The organism is Lysobacter enzymogenes (genome assembly GCF_023617245.1).
In the GTDB taxonomy this organism is placed as follows: domain Bacteria; phylum Pseudomonadota; class Gammaproteobacteria; order Xanthomonadales; family Xanthomonadaceae; genus Lysobacter; species Lysobacter yananisis.
Map to the genome: position 1 here is coordinate 4,277,893 of NZ_CP067396.1, position 22,747 is coordinate 4,300,639.

At 70.7% G+C, this 22,747-nt stretch carries 22 protein-coding genes and 1 pseudogene; 4 read left to right on the plus strand and 19 right to left on the minus strand.

Going from position 1 to position 22,747, the window contains the following annotated elements; genetic code table 11:
• Positions 1–133 precede the first annotated feature (133 nt).
• From ispD to JHW41_RS17675, 11 genes and pseudogenes are all read right to left on the minus strand, one after another.
• Positions 134–814 (minus strand): 2-C-methyl-D-erythritol 4-phosphate cytidylyltransferase, encoded by a 681-nt coding sequence (gene ispD / locus JHW41_RS17625; RefSeq protein WP_250444050.1) that lies wholly within the window; start codon positions 812–814, stop codon positions 134–136.
• A 391-nt stretch (positions 815–1,205) separates the two neighbouring features.
• Positions 1,206–1,567, minus strand: a pseudogene (ftsB, locus tag JHW41_RS26000) (cell division protein FtsB); the annotation flags it as partial.
• A 43-nt stretch (positions 1,568–1,610) separates the two neighbouring features.
• Positions 1,611–2,897, minus strand: a complete 1,287-nt coding sequence (eno, locus tag JHW41_RS17635) for a phosphopyruvate hydratase (RefSeq protein ID WP_250444054.1) — start codon at positions 2,895–2,897, stop codon at positions 1,611–1,613.
• Between the two features lie 10 nt (positions 2,898–2,907).
• Positions 2,908–3,225: a helix-hairpin-helix domain-containing protein gene (locus JHW41_RS17640; protein ID WP_250444057.1), complete on the minus strand. Its 318-nt coding sequence runs from the start codon at positions 3,223–3,225 to the stop codon at positions 2,908–2,910.
• A 69-nt stretch (positions 3,226–3,294) separates the two neighbouring features.
• Positions 3,295–4,128, minus strand: coding sequence for a 3-deoxy-8-phosphooctulonate synthase (kdsA, locus tag JHW41_RS17645; protein ID WP_057946814.1), 834 nt, complete (start codon positions 4,126–4,128; stop codon positions 3,295–3,297).
• A gap of 106 nt (positions 4,129–4,234) precedes the next feature.
• Complete coding sequence (locus tag JHW41_RS17650; RefSeq protein ID WP_057946813.1) at positions 4,235–4,546, minus strand: hypothetical protein; 312 nt, start codon at positions 4,544–4,546, stop codon at positions 4,235–4,237.
• Positions 4,543–6,201: a CTP synthase gene (locus JHW41_RS17655; protein ID WP_057946812.1), complete on the minus strand. Its 1,659-nt coding sequence runs from the start codon at positions 6,199–6,201 to the stop codon at positions 4,543–4,545. The genes JHW41_RS17650 and JHW41_RS17655 overlap by 4 nt, the downstream gene beginning before the upstream one ends.
• A 237-nt stretch (positions 6,202–6,438) precedes the next feature.
• Positions 6,439–6,861, minus strand: coding sequence for a hypothetical protein (locus JHW41_RS17660; RefSeq protein WP_250444063.1), 423 nt, complete (start codon positions 6,859–6,861; stop codon positions 6,439–6,441).
• A 169-nt stretch (positions 6,862–7,030) separates the two neighbouring features.
• A complete protein-coding gene (locus JHW41_RS17665; RefSeq protein ID WP_078998991.1) occupies positions 7,031–7,417 on the minus strand; it encodes a DUF488 domain-containing protein in 387 nt (128 codons plus the stop codon).
• Positions 7,418–7,460: 43 nt separating this feature from the next.
• A complete protein-coding gene (locus tag JHW41_RS17670) occupies positions 7,461–8,180 on the minus strand; it encodes a phosphodiester glycosidase family protein (protein WP_250444066.1) in 720 nt (239 codons plus the stop codon).
• Between the two features lie 55 nt (positions 8,181–8,235).
• Positions 8,236–8,646, minus strand: a complete 411-nt coding sequence (locus JHW41_RS17675) for a hypothetical protein (protein ID WP_250444070.1) — start codon at positions 8,644–8,646, stop codon at positions 8,236–8,238.
• Here JHW41_RS17675 and JHW41_RS17680 point away from each other — a divergent pair.
• On the plus strand, positions 8,636–8,932 hold the full coding sequence (locus tag JHW41_RS17680) for a hypothetical protein (protein ID WP_250444073.1): 297 nt from the start codon (positions 8,636–8,638) through the stop codon (positions 8,930–8,932). The genes JHW41_RS17675 and JHW41_RS17680 overlap by 11 nt on opposite strands.
• 8 nt (positions 8,933–8,940) lie before the next feature.
• Here the strand turns inward: JHW41_RS17680 and JHW41_RS17685 are convergent, their stop codons facing one another.
• Entirely contained in the window at positions 8,941–9,168 is a 228-nt protein-coding gene (locus JHW41_RS17685) for a hypothetical protein (protein ID WP_057946807.1), read from the minus strand.
• A gap of 238 nt (positions 9,169–9,406) precedes the next feature.
• Positions 9,407–9,817 (minus strand): globin, encoded by a 411-nt coding sequence (locus JHW41_RS17690; protein ID WP_057946806.1) that lies wholly within the window; start codon positions 9,815–9,817, stop codon positions 9,407–9,409.
• Positions 9,818–10,220: 403 nt separating this feature from the next.
• Between JHW41_RS17690 and parE the strand changes: the two genes are divergently transcribed.
• Both parE and JHW41_RS17700 read left to right on the plus strand, forming a co-directional pair.
• On the plus strand, positions 10,221–12,140 hold the full coding sequence (gene parE, locus JHW41_RS17695) for a DNA topoisomerase IV subunit B (protein ID WP_250444076.1): 1,920 nt from the start codon (positions 10,221–10,223) through the stop codon (positions 12,138–12,140).
• Positions 12,141–12,384: 244 nt separating this feature from the next.
• Positions 12,385–12,747: a hypothetical protein gene (locus JHW41_RS17700; RefSeq protein WP_078998984.1), complete on the plus strand. Its 363-nt coding sequence runs from the start codon at positions 12,385–12,387 to the stop codon at positions 12,745–12,747.
• Between the two features lie 24 nt (positions 12,748–12,771).
• On the opposite strand, the gene JHW41_RS17705 is transcribed toward JHW41_RS17700, so the two are convergent.
• The 6 genes from JHW41_RS17705 to JHW41_RS17730 form a co-directional block, all read right to left on the minus strand.
• Complete coding sequence (locus JHW41_RS17705) at positions 12,772–14,067, minus strand: winged helix-turn-helix domain-containing protein (RefSeq protein WP_250444079.1); 1,296 nt, start codon at positions 14,065–14,067, stop codon at positions 12,772–12,774.
• On the minus strand, positions 14,064–14,873 hold the full coding sequence (hutG, locus tag JHW41_RS17710) for an N-formylglutamate deformylase (RefSeq protein WP_078998982.1): 810 nt from the start codon (positions 14,871–14,873) through the stop codon (positions 14,064–14,066). The genes JHW41_RS17705 and hutG overlap by 4 nt, the downstream gene beginning before the upstream one ends.
• Positions 14,870–16,996: a S9 family peptidase gene (locus JHW41_RS17715; protein WP_250444082.1), complete on the minus strand. Its 2,127-nt coding sequence runs from the start codon at positions 16,994–16,996 to the stop codon at positions 14,870–14,872. Before JHW41_RS17715 ends, hutG begins: the two co-directional genes overlap by 4 nt.
• Positions 16,997–17,028: 32 nt before the next feature.
• The gene (locus JHW41_RS17720) at positions 17,029–19,086 is read right to left on the minus strand and encodes a prolyl oligopeptidase family serine peptidase (protein WP_250444085.1); all 2,058 of its coding nucleotides are present in this window, start codon (positions 19,084–19,086) and stop codon (positions 17,029–17,031) included.
• A 134-nt stretch (positions 19,087–19,220) separates the two neighbouring features.
• Entirely contained in the window at positions 19,221–20,594 is a 1,374-nt protein-coding gene (gorA, locus tag JHW41_RS17725; protein ID WP_250444088.1) for a glutathione-disulfide reductase, read from the minus strand.
• Positions 20,591–21,889: an NAD(P)/FAD-dependent oxidoreductase gene (locus JHW41_RS17730; protein ID WP_250444091.1), complete on the minus strand. Its 1,299-nt coding sequence runs from the start codon at positions 21,887–21,889 to the stop codon at positions 20,591–20,593. The genes gorA and JHW41_RS17730 overlap by 4 nt, the downstream gene beginning before the upstream one ends.
• A 503-nt stretch (positions 21,890–22,392) precedes the next feature.
• Here JHW41_RS17730 and JHW41_RS17735 point away from each other — a divergent pair.
• Positions 22,393–22,692 carry a M4 family metallopeptidase gene (locus JHW41_RS17735; RefSeq protein WP_250444093.1) on the plus strand — a complete coding sequence of 100 codons (300 nt, stop codon included), beginning with the start codon at positions 22,393–22,395 and terminating at the stop codon, positions 22,690–22,692.
• The last annotated feature ends 55 nt before the right edge of the window (positions 22,693–22,747 follow it).

Genomic DNA, 22,747 nt, shown 5'->3' on the forward strand with positions numbered 1-22,747 from the left:
AAGCAGGAGCAGCGGTCGAGAAGCGAGTGTAGAGAAGTGAGTGCAGAGAAGTGAGGAGTGAGCGAAAGCAGGAGCGGGAGCGGCGGAGCGCGCTTTCGCTCGCCCCTCACTTCTCTGCGCTCACTTCTCGCCTTCAATGCCGGCCGATCAGATACTCGGCCAGCGCCAGATCCGCCGGCGTGGTGACCTTGAGATTGTCCTCGCGCCCTTCCACCAGCCAGGGCTGGACGCCGCTGCGCTCCATCGCCGAGGCTTCGTCGGTGACGGCGACGCCGGCGCGGGCGGCCTCGGCCAGCGCCGCGGTCAGCGCGCCGCGGCGGAACGCCTGCGGGGTGAACGCGCGCCACAGGCCTTCGCGCGGCTCGGTGCCGACGATGCGGCCGCGGCCGGCGCGCTTGAGCGTGTCGCGCAGCGGCGCGCCGAGGATGGCGCCGTCGGGCGCGGCCTCGGCGGCGGCGATCAGCCGGCCGATGTCCTCGCCGCGCAGGTTCGGGCGCGCGGCGTCGTGGACCAGCACCAGGGCGTCCTCGCCGACCTGCGGCGGCAGCGCACGCAGCGCCGCCAGCACCGAGTCGGCGCGCTCGTTGCCGCCGGTGCAGCGCAGCACCGGCTTGCCGAGCAGTTCGCTCCAGCCCGGCCACAATTCGTCGCCGGCCGACAGCGCGACCATCGCCCCGGCCACGCGCGGGTGCGCGAGCAGCGCGGTCAGCGCATGTTCGATCAGCGGCTTGCCGGCGATGCGCAGGTACTGCTTCGGGGTGTCGCCGCCGAAGCGTTGGCCGCGGCCGGCGGCGGGGAGGACGGCCCAGATCATGCGGTGCTCATCGCGTGGTATCGAAGCCCGGGCCGCCGACGGCGCGTGCGCGTCGCGGAAGCGAAAGCGAAAGCGAAAGCGAAATGGATTCCGGCGTTCGCCGGAATGACGGAGTGTCGGATCGCCGCATCGGGGTATGGGATCGCCACGACCGAGCGTGCAATCGCCGCGACGAGGGATCGAACCGCCGCCTCGGATCGCGGACCGCAACGGCGCGCCGCGCGATCGCGACGCTGGAACGCGGCATCGCGACGAGCGGGCCAGGCAGCGCAGCGACGGCGCGCCGCCCGGCTCAATGCTGCACCGGCGCCGGCATCGGATGCGGTTCGGGCGTCGACGGCGGGACCTCGGTCGGCGGCTCGTCGACCTGCTCTTCCAGCGACGGCTCCTCGTCGGCCGCATCCTGGCCCGCGGCGGCGCCGTTCTGCACCGCGTTGACCGCGGCCGCGGCGTTCGGGCCCGGCGGCTGCGGCCTGGCCTCGACCACGCGATAGAAGGTCTCGCCGGGCTTGATCATGCCCAGCTCGCTGCGCGCGCGCTCCTCCACCGCCGCCTCGCCGGACTTGAGGTCCTCGACTTCGGCGGCGAGCGCGTCGTTGCGTTGCTGCAGCCCCTGGTTCTCGCGGGTCTGCCCGTCGACCTGGGCCTGCAGCGCGGCGACGCTGCCGCCGCCTCCGCCGCCGGCCCACCACAGCCGGTACTGCAACGCGGCCAGCAGCGCCAGCAGCGCCAGCGCCACCACGCCCAGCCACGCCTTGCGCGACTTCTCGGCCATACCGGTTCCGTCGGCCGCGCCTTAGCGGCGCAGCGAGACGAACGCGTCGCGGCCGGCGTAGCGCGCCGCCGAGCCCAGTTGCTCTTCGATGCGCAGCAGCTGGTTGTACTTGGCCACGCGGTCGCTGCGGCACAGCGAGCCGGTCTTGATCTGGGTCGCGGTGGTGGCGACCGAGATGTCGGCGATGGTGGTGTCCTCGGTTTCGCCGGAACGGTGCGAGACCACCGCGGCGTACTTGGCGCGGTCGGCCATGGCGATGGCTGCCAGGGTCTCGGTCAGGGTGCCGATCTGGTTGACCTTGATCAGGATCGCGTTGGCCACGCCCTTGTCGATGCCCTCGGCGAAGATCTTCGGGTTGGTCACGAACAGGTCGTCGCCGACCAGCTGCACCTTGTTGCCGATCTTGTCGGTCAGCAGCTTCCAGCCGTTCCAGTCGTCTTCGGCCATGCCGTCTTCGATGGTCACGATCGGGTACTGCGCGGCCCAGTTGGCGAGGAAGTCGACGAACTGCTCGCTGGTCAGGCGCTTGCCTTCGCCGACCAGGTGGTACTTGCCGTTGTCGTAGAACTCGGTGGAGGCCACGTCCAGGCCCAGCAGGATGTCTTCGCCGGCCTTGTAACCGGCCTTGCCGATCGCTTCCAGGATGGTTTCCAGCGCCTCTTCATTGCTGCGCAGGTCCGGGGCGAAACCGCCCTCGTCGCCGACCGCGGTGCTCAGGCCGCGGCCCTTGAGCACAGACTTGAGCGCGTGGAACACCTCGGCGCCGGCGCGCAGTGCCTCGGCGAAGTTCGCCACGCCGACCGGCAGGATCATGAATTCCTGCAGGTCGACGTTGTTGTCGGCGTGGGCGCCGCCGTTGATGATGTTCATCATCGGCACCGGCAGCACCGGCGCGCGGTCGCCGGCGAGGTACTTCCACAGCGGCAGCTTCTTGCTCGCCGCCACCGCATGGGCGTTGGCCAGCGACACGCCGAGCAGCGCGTTGGCGCCCAGGCGGCCTTTGTTCTCGGTGCCGTCCAGATCGATCATGCGCTTGTCCAGCGCGGCCTGGTCGGTCGCGTCCAGGCCCTTGAGCGCCTGGGCGATGGTGGTGTTGACGTTCTCCACCGCCTTGCGCACGCCCTTGCCCAGGTAACGGGTCTTGTCGCCGTCGCGCAGTTCCACGGCTTCCTTGCTGCCGGTGGAGGCGCCGGACGGGACCATCGCGCGGCCGAAGCTGCCGTCGGCCAGGGTCACTTCGGCTTCCAGGGTCGGGTTGCCGCGGCTGTCGAGGATTTCGCGGGCGTGGATCTGGGTGATCGAGGTCATGTCGGAGGGGTCAGCGAGGGTGGGAAGTGGGAAGAGTCGAGGAGCGGGCCAGGCCAACGATAGCCGAGATCGCGGCGCGCGCCTGCGGGCTGTTGCCCCAGCAACTGGCGCGCAGCATACCGGCGACGTCGGCGCAGATGCGCGCCGGGTCGGCCCCGGCGAGCGCGTTCAGCGAGCCGTAGCCCGCCTGCTCCAGGCGCGCGATCACGGTTTCGCCGACGCCCTTGAGGGCGAGCAGGCGCTGGCGTTCGGATTCGGAAAAGGCCATCGGCGCCGGCTCAGGCGCGTCGCCGCGCGCGCGGGCGGCGGCTGCAATGGCGGGAAACACTGAAAATCGCGACCGCGGCATGGGCCGCGGCCGCTTCGGCGGTCGGATCGGGCCGCGCTGGGTCGGGCATCAGAAATCCTGCTCCAGGAACCCGTTCTTTTTGGTGATCCGGTCGAGCTCGACCAAGGTCTCCAGCAGGCCGCGCATCTTCGGCAGCGGCACCGCGTTGGGGCCGTCGGACAGCGCTTCTTCGGGTTTCGGGTGGGTTTCCATGAACACGCCCGACACGCCGACCGCGATCGCCGCGCGCGCCAGCACCGGCACGAACTCGCGCTGGCCGCCGGACTTGCCGTCCATGCCGCCGGGCAGCTGCACCGAATGGGTCGCGTCGAACACCACCGGGCAGCCGGTGTCGCGCATCACGCTCAGCGAGCGCATGTCGCTGACCAGGTTGTTGTAGCCGAAGCTGGCGCCGCGCTCGCAGGCCATGATCGCCTCGTTGCCGGTGGCCTTGGCCTTGGCGGTGACGTGCTTCATCTCCCACGGCGAGAGGAACTGGCCCTTCTTGATGTTGACCGGCTTGCCGGCGCGCGCCACGTTCTGGATGAAGTCGGTCTGCCGGCACAGGAACGCCGGGGTCTGCAGCACGTCGACGACCGAGGCGACTTCGGCCATCGGCGTGTATTCGTGCACGTCGGTCAGCACCGGCACGCCGATCTGGCGCTTGACCTCGGCCAGCACCTTCAAGCCTTCCTCCAGGCCCGGGCCGCGGAAGCTCGTCGCCGAGGTGCGGTTGGCCTTGTCGAAGCTGGACTTGAAGATGAAGGGAATGCCGAGCGCGGAGGTGATCTCCTTGAGCTGGCCGGCGACGTCGAGCTGCAACTGCATCGATTCGATCACGCAGGGGCCGGCGATCAGGAAGAAAGGCTGGTCCAGGCCGACATCGAAGCCGCAGAGTTTCATCGCTTGTTTCCTAGGTTCATGGTTGCGCGCTCGCGCGTGCGCGGGGGACGTCGGGGTCCGACTGCCATCCAATGGGTACTGCCAGCGGCCGGCACAAGCATCGAGGTCATGGCCGCGGCTTGCCGGCGCGCTGCGCGCGCGCGACCCCGGCCAGCCACATCGCCGCGCCGATCAGCGCCAGCGGCACCGCGATGCAGGCGACGACCAGCGCCAGCGGGAAGAACACCGTGCCGTAATTGTCCAGGCCATCGCCGAGGATGAGCTGGTACGCCACCAGTCCGGCCAGCAGCACGCCCAGGGCGAGCAGCATCAGCCACTTGCCGGCGCTGCGCGCGCCGTCGCGGGCAGGCCGGCCCGACGCCGCAGCGGCCTGCGCGGTCTCCGCCGGATCGGACGAGCCGGGCGGAGGAGGTTTCAACCCTTGACCTCGCGCAACAGCTTGCCGCCGGCCTTGGCCTCGCGCGCGGCGCGGACGAAGCCGATGAACAGCGGGTGGCCGTCGCGCGGCGTGGACAGGAATTCCGGGTGCGCCTGGCAGGCCAGGAACCACGGGTGCTGGGCGCGCGGCAGCTCGACCATTTCCACCAGCAGGTCGTCCATCGACTTGGCTGCGATCACCAGGCCGGCGTCCTCGAGCTGGGTGCGGTAGCGGTTGTTGAACTCGTAACGGTGGCGGTGGCGTTCGCCGACCACGTCCTTGCCGTACAGCTCGCGCGCCAGGGTGCCGGGCTTGATCCGCTGGTCCTGCAGGCCCAGGCGCATGGTGCCGCCGAGGTCGCTGGCTTCGCTGCGGCGCTCGACTTCGCCGGTGGCGGTGCGCCATTCGGTGATCAGGCCGATCACCGGATGCGGGTTGTGCTTGTCGTTCTCGGTGCTGTTGGCGCCGTCCAGGCCGACCACGTGGCGGGCGTAATCGACCACCGCGGCCTGCATGCCGTAGCAGATGCCGAAGTACGGCACCTTGTTTTCGCGCGCGTACTTGGCGGTGGCGACCTTGCCCTCGAAGCCGCGGTCGCCGAAACCGCCGGGCACCAGGATGCCGTCGACGCCGGCCAGCGCGTCCACGCCGTGGCGCTCGACTTCGCTGGATTCCAGCCACTTCAGCTGGACCTTGGTGCGCTGGCGCAGGCCGCCGTGCTTGAGCGCCTCGGCCAGCGACTTGTACGCGTCCTGGTGGTCGATGTACTTGCCGACCACGGCGATGGTGACTTCATCGACCGGATGGGTGGTCGCGTCGACGACTTCGTTCCACTCGCCCAGGTCGGCCGGACCGGCCTGGATGCGCAGGCGGTCGAGGACGATCGCGTCCAGGCCCTGCTCGTGGAACCACTGAGGCAGCTTGTAGATGTTGTCCAGGTCGACGGCCGAGATGACCGCCTTTTCCGGCACGTTGGTGAACAGCGCGATCTTGCGGCGCTCGCTATCGGGCAGCGGCTGCTCGCTGCGGCACAGCAGCACGTCGGGCTGGATGCCGATCGAGCGCAGCTCCTTGACCGAATGCTGGGTCGGCTTGGTCTTGAGCTCGCCGGCGGCGGCGATGAACGGCACCAGGGTCAGGTGCATGAACAACGCGTGCTCGGGGCCGCGCTCGGTGCGCAGCTGGCGGATCGCCTCGAGGAACGGCAGCGACTCGATGTCGCCGACGGTGCCGCCGACCTCGACCAGGGCCACGTCGAAGCCTTCGGTGGCTTCCACGATCAGGCGCTTGATCTCGTCGGTGATGTGCGGAATCACCTGCACGGTGCCGCCGAGGTAATCGCCGCGGCGTTCCTTGCGGATCACGTTTTCGTAGATCCGGCCGGTGGTGATCGAGTTCTTGCGGCTCAGCCGCGTGCGCAGGTAGCGCTCGTAGTGACCCAGGTCGAGGTCGGTCTCGGCACCGTCGTCGGTGACGTAGACCTCGCCGTGCTGGAACGGGCTCATGGTGCCCGGGTCGACGTTGATGTAGGGGTCGAGCTTCATCATCGTCACGCGCAGACCGCGCGCTTCGAGGATGGCCGCCAACGAGGCCGCCGCGATGCCCTTGCCAAGCGAGGACACCACGCCGCCGGTGACGAAGATCAGGGGAGTCATGGATTTTGCAGCCGCTGGAAAGCCGCAGTTTACAGGTTGGCGCGTGAACCCGCGACTGCTTGACACCGGCGCGGGCCGTGGTGAAGCCGCGCAAAGCCTTGCACGGCAAGGGTTTGCGCGGGTTCCGCGAATCCGGGCGGAATCGGTGCGGCGCAGCATCGGCCGCAATCGGCCGGTCGCGGCGGCCCGCGCCGAAGGTCGGCTCCGGCGCCCGGACGATGTCCCGGCGGCGCAGCCTCAAGCGGTCTTGGCGGCGGGTTTCGGCCACGCCCGCCAGGACAGGCGGCAGCCCTGCACGATTCCGACCGCCAGCGCCATGGCCGCCCACAGGAACAAGGTCAGGCCGTCCACCAGGTCGAGCACGTCGAGATTCCCGGCGATCGTATCGGCCACATCGCCGCTGATCCCCAGGTACATCTCCCAACCGACCGCCAGCAACAGCAGCGCCGGGACCAGGAACAGGTAGCGGCGCGCCACCGCGCCCGCGCAGACGCCGGTCGGCAGCAAGAGCAGCAGCAGCGTCGTCGCGGCGAACAGACCGCCGCCGCTGAACGGTCCGTCCCATCCGGACAGCAGGGCCGCCAGCGTGAGCTGCATGCCCACGGCCTGGATCGCCAGGCCGGCCAACGCGCCTGCGACCGCGAAGATTGCGTTCTTCATCCCACCCTCCCCGATCCGTCGAGACGGCCCGATCGTAGGCCGGCGCGTCGTCTCGCGGTGGGCGCTGTGGCAAGCGCCGCTCAAGTAGCCCCAGCCTCATCCCCAAGGTCGAGGATTCCGCTACCGGCGCCCGGCCGAGCCGGCCGACGAGCGCCGCGGATGCGACGGCTCAGGCCAGCGCCGCGCCCTTGTCCGCGAGCAACTCGCGCAGGATCGAGCGGTGGCAATGCGATTCGTCCTCGCAATAACAGCCCACCGAGAAATCGCTGCCGTGCGACATCGCCGCGAGCAGCTCCAGCGCGTGCTGCGCGTCGTGCCCCTTCATTTCGGCCTTGTACTTGCGCACGAACGCGTTCCACTGCGCCGGCGTCCGCGCGGCCTGGGCCTGCTTCATCGTCTCCAGGCTCGGCGCGAGGGTCGGAAACCACACGTCGTACCAATCCTGTTTCGCGAATTCCGACTTGGGCACGCCGCGCGGCGGACGCCGCACGGTGCCGATGCGCAAGCCTTCGCGCGGGCCGCGCGCGGTGCCGAGTCGAACGATGCGGATCGCCATGAAGGACTCCTGTCGCGGCGCCTCGGCGCCGCCGTGGATCGGATCACTCCAGCGGTTCGGTGACCGCCAGGATCGGCCCGAGCTTGCCGCGCCGGTCGGCGCGCTTCAACTGCGGCGCATACAGCGACGACAGCGTGCCGTCCAGGTACAGCGCGTCCTGGCAACCCAGTTCCTCGCGGAAATAGCGCGCGAATTCGTACAGGCTGACCTTGTCGTCGCTGACCGCCCAGATCACTTCGTCGCCCTTCACCCCGACGCCGTTGCGCCGGTGGCGCGAGCGCGACTGCGGATCCAGCGCCGGATGGATGCGTCCGCCCGCGACCAGCAACGGGCCCGACTGGGTCGCCAGCCGCGCGCCGTCGGCGAAACCGGGATAGCGCGAGGCTTCGATCACCCGCGGTTTGCCGTCGCGGTCGAGCAGGAACACGCCGTTGGGCTTGAGATAGAAATTGCCCTCGCCGTCGCGCAGGTTCAGCGGCGCGCGCTCGCGCCCGTCGGCGACGAACAGGCCGACCGGCGAATAGTCCGGCTCGAACATGCCCGCGTTCATCGCCAAGCGCAGGCGCTGGCCGCGCGCCCGCAGCCAGGCGTCGAGCGTCTTGAAACGGTGGAACGGGCGGCCGCGCTCGTCGTCCCAGTACAACGCCAGCGGCTGGCTGCGCGTGTCGACCCGCAGCACCGTGTAGCGCGGCTCGCGCGCGGCCGCGGGCAATCCGAGCAGCGAGGCCAGGGCGAGGCAGAAGCAGGCGGCGGCGCGGCGCATCGAGCGGCATTCCAGGTGAGATTGGCACCATCCTAGCCGCAGTAGCCACAAAGGCTCAGTTCCGCGCCGGCGCCACCCATTTCCATCGGCGCGCAAGCCGGTACCCCATTGAAATGCCCAACGCCAAGCATGCATTGCACCACAGCACCTGCGGCGCTCGTTCGATCACACCGCTCATGAACGTGCCGGTGCCGCCCTTGATCTCGGGCCACTGGAGCACATTGATCAGCAACAGCCATCCCACCGTGGACAGCAAAAGCGCCGGCACGAGCAGATAACGACCGGAAATCAAACCCGACATGAAACCGATCGCGGCGACGACCAACGTGAACACTCCCAGCGATCGCCATCCGAAGGTCTCGCCCTCGTCTATCGGCACCATCGACAGCACGGCCCACGACAAGCCGACCCAGACCAGCGCCAGCCCGACCGCCACGCGCAATATCGCTATCACCATGATCTTCATGACGAATCTGCCCGGATACCACCGGCCCGGCAGGCCGGTTCGACAGATCGATCCTAGCGCCGCGCCTGGCGCAACGAACTTCCGCGGCAAGCCGAAAAACAAAGTAGCGCCGATCGATACCAAGGGGATCGCCGCGCTCTCCGGCAGGAGCGAATCGCGCTTGAATCGCCTAGTCCGGCGTAACGTCGGCGCCCTCTTACGCTGGGCGCCGAAAAAGAAAACCCCGGCCGATCGGGCCGGGGTTTATGAATTTCACGGCGGCGGCGACCTTTCGACGCTGCCATAAGGACAGGCTTACTTGTTGCCCTCTTCCTCCGGCTCGACCCCGCGGTCGCCGGACTTCTGCCGCTTGTCGGCTTCGGCCTTCTTCTTGGCCTCGGCCTTCTTCGCGTCTTCGGCCTTCTTGGCCTCCTCGGACTTCGGGTCGGCCTGCGGACCCTGCTGAGCGAACGCGCTCGGCGCGACCAGCACGGCCAGGGCCGCGACCACGGCGGCGGGGAGCAGCAGCTTGCGGATCTTCATGGCATACCTCCGAAAAGTGGAATGACCGGAACCTGGGCGGAAACCCGGCTCGCGGGCGCGCCGGGGCATCCCTGCCGCGACGTCGCGAACCCTAGCCCCGGCCGCCTCGCCAGGGGCTGAACGAACGGCCGCACGTGTCGCACGACTGCGGTAGACGATACAGGGGATGGGGGCGACGGGCCGGTTTTTCAATCGCCGCAGGCGCCCGCGGACCGCGCCGGCGGCGCCAAAAACGCGGTCAATAGCGCGCACCGAACATCCCGGTCACCGCCTGCATGGCCTGACGCCAGCGCGCCAGCAGCGCCTCGTCGGCCTGCTCGTCGAACTCGCGCACCGCCCGCAGCAGGCTGTCGATCCAGTACGGATACAGTTCCGGCCGCACCGGGGTGCGGCCGGCGCGCGCGTGCACGTCGGCCATCTGTTCGCTGGTGCGCTTCACCACCGCGCTGCCGGCGGCGTAGAAGATCGCCACGCTGATGCCGCGGCGCAGGGCCAGGCGCTGCTTCTGGAAATCGGTGCGCGCGAACATCGGCGCCACGTCGGGATGGCTGGCCATGAAGATTTCGTAGAAGCGTTCGATGAAGCCCTTGCGGATGAGGCAGCGGCCGTAGCTCTGCTGCAGGTCGTAGTACTGGTCCTGGGCGGACACGATGCCCTCCTGTGGCGTGGGACTCGGACATGGGGTTGGGAACGGCGCGCAGGATGACAGCGCCCGCGCCGGCGCGGCTTGCGCCAGATCAAGCCGGCGGCGTGGCCGCGTCGTTGACCCGCGACCGCAACCTGCGCGCCCTGGAACGCCCGTCGCAGCCGCGGTCGCAACCGGCGAGACGGCGGCGGGCGTGAATGTGCGCCCGCGCCGGCCCGCGCGGCATCGCTTGACCCGGCCGCCCCCGGTCGCCATGCTCGCTGCGCCCCGCGCCCGGCCCCGCCGATGCGCCGCCGTCACCGGCCGATGGCAAGATGGCCGCCGTCGCCGGCCCGGCCCGCCCGCCGGCACCGCGCCGCCCCCGGCGCCGCCCCGGACGCCACTCCTTACTACTGACGCAGGTTTCATGAGCAGTCGCTACAACGCCGCAGACATCGAAGTCCTCTCCGGCCTGGACCCGGTCAAGCGCCGGCCCGGCATGTACACCGACACCGCGCGGCCGAACCACCTGGCCCAGGAAGTCATCGACAACGCGGTCGACGAAGCCCTGGCCGGCCACGCCCGCAGCATCGAGGTCACCGTCTACGCCGACGGCAGCTGCGAGGTCGCCGACGACGGCCGCGGCATGCCGGTGGACATCCATCCGGAAGAGAAGGTGCCCGGCGTCGAGCTGATCCTGACCCGCCTGCACGCCGGCGGTAAGTTCAGCAACAAGAACTACACCTTCTCCGGCGGCCTGCACGGCGTCGGCGTCAGCGTGGTCAACGCGCTGTCCAAGCATGTGGATGTCTACATCAAGCGCGAAGGCAACGAATACCGCATGGCCTTCAAGGACGGCGACCGCGCCAGCCCGCTGGAGATCGTCGGCAGCGTCGGCAAGAAGAACACCGGCACCCGCGTGCGCTTCTGGCCCGACCCCAAGTATTTCGACAGCCCCAAGTTCAGCCTGCGCGCGCTCAAGCACGTGCTGCGGGCCAAGGCGGTGCTGTGCCCGGGCCTCAACGTCAAGCTGTTCGACGAAGCCACCGGCGAGCGGCTGGAGTGGTACTACGAGGACGGCCTGCGCGATTACCTCTCCAGCGCGCTGCGCGAAGGCCAGCCGCAGCGCGAGCTGCTGCCGCCGGACCTGTTCGTCGGCCAGCTCAAGAAGGACACCGAAGTGGTCGACTGGGCGGTGGCCTGGGCGCCGGACGGCGAGCTGACCCAGGAAAGCTACGTCAACCTGATCCCGACCGCCCAGCACGGCACCCACGTCAACGGCCTGCGCACCGGCTTCACCGACGCGCTGCGCGAGTTCTGCGACTTCCGCAACCTGCTGCCGCGCGGGGTCAAGCTGGCGCCGGAAGACGTGTGGGACCGGGTCGCGTTCGTGCTCAGCATCAAGATGACCGACCCTCAGTTCAGCGGCCAGACCAAGGAACGCCTGTCCTCGCGCCAGGCCGCCGGCTTCGTCGAGGGCGCGGCGCACGATGCGTTCTCGCTGTGGCTGAACCAGCACACCGAACTCGGAGAGCGCATCGCCCAGTTGGCGATCGAGCGCGCCAGCGCGCGGCTCAAGACCGAAAAGCAGATCGTCCGCAAGAAGATCACCCAGGGCCCGGCCCTGCCCGGCAAGCTCGCCGACTGCACCTCGCAGGACCTCTCGCGCACCGAGCTGTTCCTGGTGGAAGGCGACTCGGCCGGCGGCAGCGCGCGGCAGGCGCGCGACAAGGACTTCCAGGCGATCCTGCCGCTGCGCGGCAAGATCCTCAACACCTGGGAAGTCGCGTCCGGCAGCGTGCTGGCCTCGCAGGAAGTGCACGACCTGGCGGTGGCGATCGGCTGCGATCCGGGCAAGGAAGACATCGCCGGGCTGCGCTACGGCAAGGTCGTGATCCTCGCCGACGCCGACTCCGACGGCCTGCACATCGCCACCCTGCTCAGCGCGCTGTTCCTGCGCCACTTCCCGGCGCTGGTCGCGGCCGGCCACATCTTCGTGGCGATGCCGCCGCTGTTCCGCGTCGACGTGGGCAAGAACGTGTTCTATGCCCTCGACGAAGAGGAAAAGCGCCTGCTGCTGGAAAAGATCGAGCGCGAGAAGGGCGATCGCAAGAAAGGCCTAAGCGGCGCGGTCAACGTCACCCGCTTCAAGGGCCTGGGCGAGATGAACGCCTCGCAGCTGCGCGAGTCGACCATCCACCCCGACACCCGCCGCCTGGTCCAGCTGACCGTCGACGACAACGCCCAGACCCTGTCGCTGATGGACATGCTGCTGGCGAAGAAGCGCGCCGGCGACCGCAAGAATTGGCTGGAGACGAAGGGCGATCTGGCCACGCTGGAAGTCTGAAAGCCAGGAGTGAGCGGGGAGAAGTGAGGAGTGAGCAAGAGCGAGTCGCTGCTTTCGCTCACTCCTCACTTCTCTCCGCTCGCTCCTCGCCCCACCCCGCGGCCGTCACGCCGCGCTGCCGCCCGATGCGCCAAGGTGCGCGCATCGATAACCGGCCAGGAGATCGATATGAAAGGATGCCGCATTGCCCTGCCCGCCGCGCGCGGGCGATTGCCGATGAGCGCCGAACGCGCGGGCCGCCGCCATGGCCGTTGACCGCCGCGCCGGTTACGGCCTGTCCGCGCCCGACGACCTGATCGATCCCGAGCCCTCGCGCGGCCGTTTGTTCGGCGCGCTGGCCTGGTGCGCGTTGCTGCTCGGCCCGGCCGCGGCCTGGCTGGTGGTGTTCGGCTTGACCCCCGACGGCGAATGCGGCGACTGGAGCCTGCACTGCGCCGGCAAGGCGATCATGTACAGCGCCGCGAGCTGGCTGTTCGGCAGCCTGCTCGCCATCGCCGCGCTGTTCCGCGGCGAACGCCGCGGGCTGGCGGTGCCAGCCCTGGTGTTGAACCTGATTCCGTTGCTGGGGCTGCTGGCCGCCTACCTGTTCCTGGCCGAACGCGCCTGACCTGCGCGCCAATCCTGCGCGCGCCTACTCCGCGCGCGCCGCGGCGGCCAGCGCCGCCTTGAGCGGCTTGGCGAACTCCGCCGGCCGGCAGCGGCCGAGTTTGACCTTCGGCGTGCCGTGCCAGCGCGCGCATTCGTCGATCGCCGCGGCGATGTCCTCGACCAGGGCGTCGTCGCTCTCGACGCCCTCTTCCAGGTACAGCGCCTTGACCTCGAACACGCCGGCCGCGCGGTGCGCCTTCGCGTCCAGCCGCCCGACCAGCCGCCCGCGCGCCAGGATCGGCAGCACGAAATAGCCGTAGCGGCGCTTGGGCTCGGGCGTGTAGCACTCCAGGGTGTAGTCGAAGCCGAAGAATTCGCGCGCGCGTTCGCGGTCCCACACCACCGGGTCGAACGGCGACAGCAGCGCGCTGCGGGTCGCGCGCAGGCGGCCGGCGGCGGCCTTGGCCAGCGCGTCGGCATGGTCGGGATGGACGTAGCCCGGCGCGTCCCAACCCTTCACCGCGACCCGCAACAACGCGCCCTGCGCGACCAGCGCGTCGAGATCGCGGTCGCGCAGGCGCGGCTTGGTCCGGTAGTAGTCGGCGATCCAGCGCGCCTGGGCGATGCCGAGCGCGGCGACCGACTTCAGGATGGTGTCGCGCCGCACCTGCGCCGGCTCGATGACGACGCGGTCCCAGTCCGGCACCGCGACGCCGGCCACGCGCTCGGCCAGGTCGTACACGCGCTGGAAGTTCTCGCGCCGCGCCACCATCAGTTCGCCCAGGGCGAAACCGGCTTCGAGCCAGCGCTTCTCGTCCTTCCAGCCCCACCAGCCGCCGCCCTGGCCCTTGTCCTCGCGTTCGAAGTCCGACGACTTGACCGGACCGAGCTCGCGGATGTGCGCGAGCAGGCGGTCGATCTCGCCGCCGCGGCCGGCGCGATGGCGCTGGGCGTTGCGGATCGCCCAGTGGTGTTCGCGCTGGTGCAGCGCGTTGCGGTGCAAAAGGTAATCGTCCATCGGCGCGAAGCAGGCTTCGTGCGCCCACACCTCGAAGATCGCCCGCTGCGCCAGCAACTCTTCCAGCCAGCGCGACTCGTACGCGCCCAGGCGCGAGAACAGCACCAGGTACGGACTGCGCGCGACCACGTGGATGGTGTCGATCTGCAGCAGTTGCATGCGCGCGATCGCCGCCAACGCATCGGCCTTGCGCGCGCGCCGGCGCGGACGCGCGAGCAGGCCCTGGGCGTGCAGGTGCAGCGCGCGCGCCTGCGCCGGCGACAGCGGCGGCGTTGTGGGAACCGCGTCCGCGCCCGTTTCGCCGCCGCGCGCCGGACTCATCCGCGCTGCGAATCCAGCGCCGCCTGCAGCAAAGCGCGCAACAACGGTTGCAGCTTCGCCGCCTTGGCGTCGTCGTAGGCGAAGGAATCCTCGTCCATGTAGTTGCGCTGGCTCAGCTCCAGCTGCACCGCTTCGACTTCGATGGACGGATCGCCGTAGTGGCGGGTGATGTAGCCGCCCTTGAAGCGGCCGTTGGCGACCCAGTCGTACTCGCCCTGCCCCGCCAACACCGCTTCCAGGCGCGCCTGGGTGGCCGGCTGGCAGCTGTGGCCGGCGGCGGTGCCGAGGTTGAGGTCGGGCAGGCGGCCGTCGAACAGGAACGGCACTTCGCCGCGGATCGAATGGCCTTCCCACAGCAGCGCGCGACCGTGCTCGCCGCGGATGCGGTCGAGCTCGGCGACCAAGGTCTCGTGGTACGGGCGCCAGTACAGCTCCACGCGCTGCGCCACTTCCGCTTCGTCCGGCGCCTGGCCGTCGAGGTAGACCGCCTCGCCGCTGAACTGCACCGCCGGACACAAGCCGGTGGTGTTCTGGCCCGGGTACAGCGAGGTGTCGTCGGGCGGGCGGTTGAGGTCGACCACATAGCGCGAATAGCGCGGCACCAGGATCGAGGCGCCGAGCTCGCGGGCGAAATCGTACAGGCGCGAGACGTGCCAGTCGGTGTCCGGCGCATGCCGCGCGGACTCGACCATGCGCGCGGAGAATTCGTCGGGAATCATCGAGCCGTCGTGCGGCAGGCTGATCAGCAGCGGCGCGTGGCCGCGGTGCAGCTGGAACACGGGCCAGGCGGGGGCGGGAATGTTCATGGTTCGGCGGCGTCCTCGCCGGTCGGCAGGTGCCGGCGGAAGAACGCCATGGTACTGCGATGCGCGCGCAGCCAGCTGGCGTGACGGGCGAAAACGTGGTCTTCGTCGGGCAGGGCCAGGGTTTCCACGGCCACGCCGCGGGCGCGCAGCTCGGCGGCGAGCGCGACGCTGTGGACGTAGCGGACCGCGCGGTCGTCGTCGCCGTGGATCAGCAACAGCGGCGAACGCCAGCGCGGCGCATCGAAGGCCGGCGACGAGCGCAAGGCCAGTTCCAGTTCGTCGGGCCGCAGGCCCCACGACGCGCTGTTGTCGCCGCCCTTGGCCGCCTCGCGCCAGTCGTGCACGCCGTGGCGGTCGACGCCGGCGGCGAACTTGGCGGAATCGCGCGCCAGCGCCAGCGCGGTCAGGAAGCCGCCGAACGAACCGCCGTGGATGCCGATGCGGCGCGGATCGACATCCGCGCGCGCGGCCAGCCAGGCCTGCGCGGCCAGCACATCGCGATACTCCGAAGCGCCGCGCGGGCCCTGCCGCGCCGCCAGCCGGAACGCCTGGCCGTAGCCCGTGCCGGAGCGGAAGTTCAGCGCCAGCACCACGTAGCCCTGGCTCGCCAGCCATTGGTTCATCGCGTAGTCGTGGGCGAAGTAACTGTCGTAGTGCCAGCCCGGCAGCGTCTGCCAGATCGGTCCGCCGTGGACGTAGACGATGGCGGCGCGACGCGCGCGCGCCGGACCCGGCGGCTCGAACACGAACGCGTGCGTGCGCAGGCCGTCGTCGGCGGTGAGTTCGATCGCGCGCGGCGCGCGCAGCCGCGCCAGTGGGAAGCGTTCGGGCAGCCGCGCCGGGAAGATCCGCCGCGGCGCGCCGCCGGCGCGCGGCAACACCGCGATCGCGGTCGGCAGCTGCGCATCGGCATGGCGCAGGGCCAGCCATCGCCCGCCGGCGACCGCGACCGGTTCGCTGGCGATCCCGCGCGTCGGCGTCAGTTGCCGCTGGCGGCCGCCGGCGTCGACGGCGAACAGTTGCCGATGATCGGGCTGCGCGCAGTTGCCGCTGAACACCAGGGCGCCGTCGGCCGCCGAGGCCACGGTCTCGGTTTCGCAGCGGCCGCGGCTCAGCGCGCGCGGCGCGCCGCCTTCGGGCGACAGCGCGTACCAGCGCCGCCAGCCGTCGTGTTCGGAAGCGAACAGCAGCCGCCCGTCGCCGGCCCACAGCAAAGTGGCCGCATCGTTGTACTGCTCGTAGCCGCCGGCGCGCGCATCGCTGGCGAAGACCCGGCGCGCGCGGCCGTCGGCGACATCGGCGGTCCATATTTCGAACGGCGTCGCCCGGCTCAGGTCGTAAGGCGCCTGCGGACGGCCGGCGGCGATGCGCAGGAACGCGATGCGGCGGCCGTCGGGCGAGAACGCCGGCTCGCTGTCGCGGTTGAAGTCCGGGCCCATCCAACGCACCGCGCGCGCGTGCAGATCCAGCGCGCCGACGAAGGCGCGGTCGCCGCGGTCGCTGACGAAGGCCAGCGTGCGGCCGTCGGGCGAGAACGCGGCGGCGCGGTTGCGGCCGCGCAGGTTCAACAGCGCGGGCTTGCACCACGACGGCGGCGCGACGCCCGGCAAGCCGTGGCAGGCGAGCGCGCGCGACTGTTGCACCACCACCGCGTCGCCGTGCGGCGACAACAACGCCGCGCCGCCCGCGGCGATGCGCCGCGGCGCGCCGGCGCCATCGGTGGCCACCGCCCAGAGCGCTTGCTCGCGGCCGTCCGGATCGCCGTCGGGATTGCCCTCCTGCCCGGACGCATCGGCCTTGTTGCCGCGCACGTAGACCAGCCAACGCCCGTCGCGGCTGAGCTGCAGTCCGCTCAGCAGTTGCCCGTCGTCGCGGTCGTAGTCGCTCAGGCGCCGCGGTTCGAAGCGCGGCGCGCGCGCCGCCCACAGATTGCGCACCCCGCGCTCGTTGCCGACCCAGGCGATCAGCGGCGCGTCGGCGGCGGCGACCAGCTGTTCGGGCTGCGGCGGCGCGAGCAGGTCGTCGATGTCGAAGGCGGGCGCCGCCGAGGCCGTAGCCAGCGACGACGCCAGCGCGGCGGCGGCGATGCGCGCCATGCGGGCGCGCGCGCGGATTCCTTTCATGCCGCCTCCTGGGTGCGCGCCCGCGCGAGCGTTCAGTCCTCGGGCTTGAGCTGCCGCCGGAAGAACTCCTCGGTGGTGCGATGCACCTGCAGCCACGTCGCATGGCGCAGGAACAGATGGTCTTCGTCGGGAATCACCAGCGTCTGCACCGGCAGCTTGCGTTCGCGCAGGCGCTCGACCAGGTCGATGCCCTGGGAGAACTTGACCGCGCGGTCGTCGTCGCCGTGCACGATCAGCACCGGCGAACGCCAGCCGTCGATGCGCGAGACCGGCGAGGATTGGAACGCCAGTTCGAGTTCGTCCGGCTTGAGCCCCCACAGGCCGCTGTTGTCGCCGCCCTTGGCGCTCTCGCGCCAGTCGTGCACGCCGTGGCGGTCGACGCCGGCGGCGAACAGGTCGGAGTTGCGCGCCAGCGCGGTGGCGGTGAGGAAGCCGCCGTAGGAGCCGCCGTAGATGCCGATGCGGCGCGCGTCGACGTCGCCGCGCGCGGCCAACCAGGCCTGCGCGGCCAGCACGTCCTGGTACTCGGACGCGCCGCGCGGCCCCTGCTTGTCGGCGAGGCGGAACTTCTGTCCGTAGCCGGTGCCGTCGCGGTAGTTCAGCGCCAGCACCACGTAACCGCGGCTGGCCAGCCACTGGTTGCTGGCGTAGTCGCTGTAGTAATAGCCGCTGTAGTGCCAGCCCGGCAGCATCTGCCGGATCGGGCCGCCGTGCACATAGACCAGTGCCGGGCGCTGGCCCTTGAACGACGCCGGCGGCTCGAACACGGTCGCATGCGAGACGATGCCGTCGGCGGCCGTGAGCGTGATGGTCTTGGGCCGCACCAACTGCGCCAGCGGGAACCGCCCGGGCAGCTGCGCCGGGAAGATCCGCCGCGGTTCGCCGCCCGCGCGCGGCATCACCGCGATCGCGGTCGGCCGCAGCGCGTCGGCGTGGCGCAGCGCGATCCACTGGCCGCCGGCCAGCGGCAGCGGCTCGACGGCGATCTCGTCCTTCGCCGTCAGCAGCGTCTGCGCCTTGCCTTGCGCATCGACGCTGAACACCTGGCGGTGGTCGATCTGCGCGCAGTTGCCGCTGAACACGAACGCGCCGTCCTCGGCCAGCGCGACCGTCTCGGCCTCGCATTCGCCGCGGCTCAACGGCCGCGGCGCGCCGCCCTCGGGCGACAGCGCGTACCAGTGCAGCCAACCGCTTTGTTCGGAGGCGAAGATCAGGCGGCCGTCGCGGCTCCACATCAGCGGGTCGGCGCCGTTGAACTGTGCGTAGCCGCCGGCGCTGTCGCTGGAGCGGAAGACTTTCTTCGCAAGCCCGGAATCGACGTCGGCCACCCAGATTTCGAAAGGATTGGCCTTGGTCAGGTCGAACGATTCGCCCGCGCGGTTGGCGTCGGTGCGCAGGAACGCGAGCCGGCGCCCGTCCGGCGAGAACGCCGGGCTGGCGTCGTTGTTGAAGTCCGCGCCGAGCCAGCGCACCGCGCGCCGCTCCAGTTCGAGCAGGCCGATGAAGGCGTGGTCGCCGCGGTTGCTGACGAAGGCCAGCGACTTGCCGTCGGGCGAGAACTCGGCCGCGCTGTTGGCGCCGCGGGTCTTGAGCAAGGCCTCCTTGCACCATGCCGGCGCGGCGGCGCCCGGCAATGCGTAGCAGCCCAGGCCGCGGCCCTGCACCAGCACGGCGTCGCCGCCCGGCGCGAACATCGCCGCGCGCCCGGCGGCGATGCGCTGCGGCTTGCCGCTGCCGTCGCTGGCGACCACCCACACCGCCTGCTCGCGGCCGTCGGGATTCCAGTCGGGATTGCTGTTGTTGCCGGCCGCATCGGCGCTGCCGCCGCGCACGTAGGCCAGCCAGCGGCCGTCGCGGCTGAGCTGCAGGCCGGTCAGCAGCTGGCCGTCGTCCTCGTCGTAGCCGCTGAGCTTGCGCGGCGCGAAGTCCGGCGCGCGCGCGGTCCACAGGTTGCGCACGCCGCGCTCGTTGGCGACCCAGGCGATGGTCGGGGCCTTCGCCGCGGCGACGAGCTGCTCGGGCTGCGGCGCGCTGAGCAAGTCGTCGATGTCGAAGCGCGGCTGCGCGGCCGCCGCGCCCGCCGCCGTCATCGCCCCCGCCGTCATCGCCGCGACCGCCAGCGCGCGCATCGCAACGCGCCGCATTCCCTTCGCTCCGCCTTCGCCCATGTGCCCGCCCCGTCTTGTGTTGGTTGTCGGCCGACCGGGCACGAGGCGCGCGGACTTCAGCGCATCAGCACCACTTCCTCGGCGCTGGTCGGATGCAGGGCGACCGTGTCGCGCAGGTCGTCCAGGGTGATGCCGCGCTTGAGCGCCACCGCGAAGCCTTGCAACATCTCGTCGGCGGCTTCGCCGAGCAGGTGGATGCCGACCACGCGGCGTTCCTGGCCGACGCAGACCAGCTTGAACAGGCTGCGCTGCGGCGACTCGGCCAGGGCGTACAGCATCGGCCGAAAGCCGGCGCGATAGATGTGCAGATTGTCACCCCATCGCGCCCGCGCCTCGTCCTCGGTCAGTCCGACCTTGCCGATCGGCGGATGGGCGAACACCACGGTCGGGATGTCGTTGCGGTCCAGCTTGGCGCCGCCGCCGCCGTAGAGCCTGTCCATCAGCCGGCGCGCGGCGGCGATCGCGACCGGGGTCAGCGGCGGATCGGGGGTGACGTCGCCGACCGCGTCGATGCCGGCGACACTGGTGGCGTTGAGTTCGTCAATGCGGACGAAGCCGTTCGCGTCCAGCTCCACGCCGGCGTTTTCCAGGCCCAGGCCGGCGGTGTTGGGCTTGCGCCCGGTCGCGAACAGCACCTTGTCGAACGCCTCGCTCAGCGACCCGTCGGCGCCGCGCACCCGCACCCGCGCACCGTCGGCTTCCAGCGCGGCCACGGCGTGGCCGAAGTGCAGGCGCACGCCGCTCTGGCAATAATCGTCGGCCAGCTGCGCGGTGAGTTCGTGGTCGAAGCCTTCCAGCAAGCGCTGGCCGCGCGCGAACAGCTCGACCTGGCTGCCGAGCGCCTGCAGCACGCCGGCCAGTTCGACCGCGATGTAGCCGGCGCCGACGATGGCCACGCGCTTGGGCGCGGCGGTCCATTGGAAGAAATCGTCGGAAGTGCCGCCCAGTTCCGCGCCGGGGATCGCCGGCTTGACCGCGTGCCCGCCAGTGGCGATGAGGATGCGCGCGGCGCCCATGCGCGCGCCGTTCTCGCATTCGACCGTGCGCGCGTCGAGCAGGCGCGCGCGCATCGGCGCGACCACGATGCCGGCCTTGTCCAGGCGCTTGCGGTAGCTGTCGTGGATGCCGGCGATGTAGCGCTGGCGGTGGACGATGAAGGTCGGCCAGTCCAGCTCGCACGGCTGCTGCGGCGGCGCGTCGACGGCGAAGCCCAGCGACTGGGCCATGCGCAGCTTGGCGCCGATGTCGGCGGCCAGCCACATCGCCTTCTTCGGCACGCAGCCGACGTTGACGCAGGTGCCGCCGAGCAGGCTCGGCTCCAGCAGCGCCACCCGCGCGCCGTGCTCGGCCGCGCGGAACGCGCCGGCGAGGCCGCCGGAGCCGCCGCCGACGACGATCAGATCGAACTGTGCTTGCTCGGATTCGCTCACGCAAAACGCTCCGGTCGGTAAGGATGCGGGTCGATCGCGGGCGCGCGCCCGCCGATCAGGTCGGCCAGCAGTTGGCCGGTGCCGGCGCTCATGCTCACGCCCATCATGCCGTGGCCGTTGGCGATCCACAGGCGCTGGCGGCCCGGCACGCGGCCGATCAGCGGCACGTCGTCGATGCTCATCGGCCGCCAGCCGTACCAGCGCTCGCGCTCGACCGGGCCCAGCGGCTGGTGCAGGAACTGCGCCGCGCCGCGCTCCAGCGCCGCCAGCCGGCGCGGGTTGAGGCTTTCGTCGTAACCCGAGAATTCCATGGTGCTGCCGAGCCGGTAGCCGCTGTCCCACATGGTCACGCAGACCTTGGGTTCCTTCAGCACCACCGGCCGCCGCGGCAGCAGTTCGGGCCGGTCGTAGGTGATCGAATAGCCCTTGCCGGGCTGGATCGCGGCCTTCAGCGCCGGCAGGCCGATCGCCTCGGCCAGCTTGGGCGACCACGCGCCCAGCGCCACCACCGCTTCGCGCGCCAGCAGCACGCCGTGGCTGGTGTCGAGCGCGACGCCGTCGGCGTCTTCGCGCAGGTCTTTCAGCGCGCAGTACTCCTGCAGCTCGCCGCCGCGCTCGCGCACCGCGCGCGCCAGCTCGGCGACGTAGCTGTCCGGACGCAGCACCGCGTCGTGGGCGAAGCGGATCGCGCCGACCACGCCGGGCTTGAACGCCGGGTCCTGGGCCTCGTAGGCGCCGCCGTCGATCAGTTCCACGCCGACGCCGAATTCGCGCAGCAGATCGAGTTCGTGCTGGCCGTGGGCGTAGCCGGCCTCGGAACGGAATACGTAATCGACGCCGGAGCCGTCGAATTCGCACACCAACCCATACCGCGCCACCCATTCCTGCAGGCGCTCGCGCGAATCGTTGAGCAGCGCCGCCTTCGCTTCGGCGCTGGCGCGCCAGTCGCGCGCGTTGCAGCGCGCGGCGAAACGCAGCAGCCAGCCCCACAGCTGCGGGTCGAGCTTCGGATGCAGGTACAGCGGCGCGTCCGGAGTCAGCACCCATTTGATCGCCTGCGCGATCACGCCGGGCGCGGCCAGCGGGGTGGCGTGGCTCGGGGTGATGGTGCCGCAGTTGCCGTGCGAGCTGCCGCCGCCGATGCGGCCGGCGTCGATCACCCGCACCCGCCGCCCGTCCTCGAGCAGGATCAACGCGCAGGCCAGGCCGATCACGCCGGCGCCGACGATCACCACGTCCTCGCGCCGCGCCCCGACGGGGTCGGCCGATTCCACATCCACCTGCGCTGCGCCCATGGTGCTCCGTCGCTTGGTTCGAACCGCTCCGCGCGTTCAGCGCGGCGCCGCCGACATAGTAACGAGCGCGCGGCGATGCAGATGCGATGAGGATCGGATACAGGGTTTCGGTGATGCGTTTCGCCGCGCGCCGCGGGGCCCCGGCTTTGCGCCGGTTGGCGGTCCGTCATGGCGAATCCCGCGCCGCAACGGACGCGCCTGTCCGTACCCGCCGCTGCCGTCAGCGCGCCCTGGACGCTGGCGACGATAGGCTCGCAGCCACTGTTGTCTCGCGCGCTTGCTTGCGCCCAAGGCCAACGCGGGCTCAGGAGCTGTCGTTAATTTTTTGTTATTTAAATCACGCTTTTCCGCTCTAAGCCTCGGCCAAGGCCTGCATCGCCACGATCCACCACGGTCGACGCGGATTCCAACTCGTGGCAACGCCGCAACGGCTTGCTACGACGGCATGGGCATCGATGCGCTGGTGTACTTCGGCAGCGGCTACGCCGAAGTACGATCCACGCTTGGCCTCAGGCGCGGCCAACCGTTTCGCCCGCCGCTTGTCCGGACGCGCAGCGACTCCGGCCGGCGCCCCCTCCGGCGACGGCAGCGGTCGCAAGAACCCGTTGGCCCACAACGGCGACACCGCCATCGTCGGCATCGGCATCGGCAAGGCCAAGCTCGGCGCGATCCGGTACCGCGCGCTGACTCAGTACTTCGTCTCGAGCGCCGGCACGTCGCAGGCGGCGGCCGACCTGTACGACAGCGGCTCGGCCGAACACCAGACCGTGGCCCGGGCCTGGTCGGCGGTCAAGGTCAACTGATCCATCGCCGCATCGCGCCGCTGCCGCGACGCTCACGAACGGCCCGCGCAAGCGG